Here is a 1,641-nt window from a genome sequence, read left to right as displayed (position 1 = left end):
GCGTGTTGTGCGGTGACTGCTCGTCGTGCGGTGTCGGCTTGTCGTACGGCACTTGCTCGTCGTACCCCGTCTGCTCGTCGTACCCCGTCTGCTCGTCGTACCCCGCCCGCTTGTCGTCCCGCGCCCGCTTGTCGTCCGGTGCCTGCTCGTCGTCCGGCGCCCGCTTGTCGTCCGGTGCCTGCTCGTCGTCCGGTGCCTGCTCGTCGTCCCGTGCCCGGAACGTTCCGCGCTGGAAGCCGGCGAGCGAGGAGGCGGCGCGTTCCGCGGTGAAGTCGTCGCAGTCGTCCTCGGCGGCCGGCCGGGACTCGTCGAGCAGCTCGACGGCCAGGCTGGTCTGCGGCACCCGGCGGGGCAGCGGGGTGAGCCCGTCCGAGCGGGGGACGAGAGCGGGGGCGGGGGCGGAGACAGGGGTGGGGAGGGGGCGGGACGTCCGGGTGGGCTCGGAGCCCTTGGTGTCCTGCTTGCCCTCCGTATGCTCCTTACGCTTCGCGCCTTCCGTGCCCTTCGGGTCCGCGGTGCCGGTGTCGGGGGGCTCGGGCACCACGATGTCGTGCGGTATCAGCACGATCGCCGTCGTTCCGCCGTACGGCGAGGAGCGCAGGGTGACGGCGATGCCGTGCCGTCTGGCGAGCCGGGAGATCACGAACATTCCGAGCCGCAGGTCGTCGGCGAGCGCCACCACGTCGAACTTCGGCGACTCGGCCAACTGGGCGTTGAACGAGGCGTAGTCCTCCTCGGACATGCCGAGACCCCGGTCCTCGACCTCGACGGCCAGACCCTTGGCGACCATCCCGGCCCGCACCCCGACAGGGCTGGACGCGGGGGAGTACGCGGTGGCGTTGTCGATGAGTTCGGCCAGCAGGTGGATCACGTCGGCCACCGCGGGCGGGGCGAGACACACCTCCTCGTCGGTGTGCACCTCCACCCGCTGGTACTCGGCGACCTCGCCGACCGCGCTGCGCAGGATGTCGATCAGCGCGACCGGCTCGGTCCAGCTGCGTCGCGGCTGCTCGCCGCTGATGATGACGAGGTTCTCCTCGTAACGGCGCAGCTGGCTTGCCGTGGAGTCCAGTTGGTACAGGCCCTGGAGGACGTTCGGGTCCTGGTGCTCCCGCTCCAGCGCGTCCAGCTGGCTGAGCTGGAGGTTGACCAGGTTCTGGCTCTGCCGGGCGATGCCCAGGATCACCTTCTGGAAGCCGCGCCGGGTGTCGGCGAGCTCCACGGCGGTCACCACCGCCGTGCGCTGTGCGGTGTTGAACGCCTGCGCCACCTGCCCGAGTTCGTCCGAGCCGTAGTCCAGCTCTGGCGCCGCCTGGTCCACGTCGATCGTCTCGCCCCGGTCCAGCCGCTCGACCACGTCGGGCAGCCGCTCCCTGGCCAGGCCGAGGGTGGCCTCCCTGAGACCGCGCAGCCGCCGGGAGAGGGAGCGGGTGATCCGCCAGGACATGCCGACGCAGAGCAGCAGGGCGACCAGTCCGCCGGCGCTGAGGGAGGCGGCCTTCAGCAGCAGCCCGTCGGCCTCGTGGGGGCAGGCGGCGGGCCGCGCCGGACTGGTGCTGCCGAAAGGGGCCGGGTGAGAGGGGGGAGACGTTTGAACGCCCGGCGGGGAAGGCAATGGGGCGGGGGGGCGGGGGGGCACGA

General features: G+C 72.1%; 1 protein-coding gene. It reads right to left on the bottom strand.

The window, feature by feature from the left end; all coding sequences use genetic code 11:
- A partial coding sequence (locus ABT063_RS32750) for a HAMP domain-containing sensor histidine kinase (protein WP_502990925.1) occupies window positions 1-1,615 on the bottom strand: 1,615 nt, incomplete at its 3' end.
- Window positions 1,616-1,641: the final 26 nt, after the last annotated feature.

The organism is Streptomyces sp. NPDC002838 (genome assembly GCF_040295365.1).
Lineage (GTDB): Bacteria > Actinomycetota > Actinomycetes > Streptomycetales > Streptomycetaceae > Streptomyces.
Note: the sequence above shows the minus strand (reverse complement) of the source record. Positions and strands in the feature narration are given on the sequence as shown.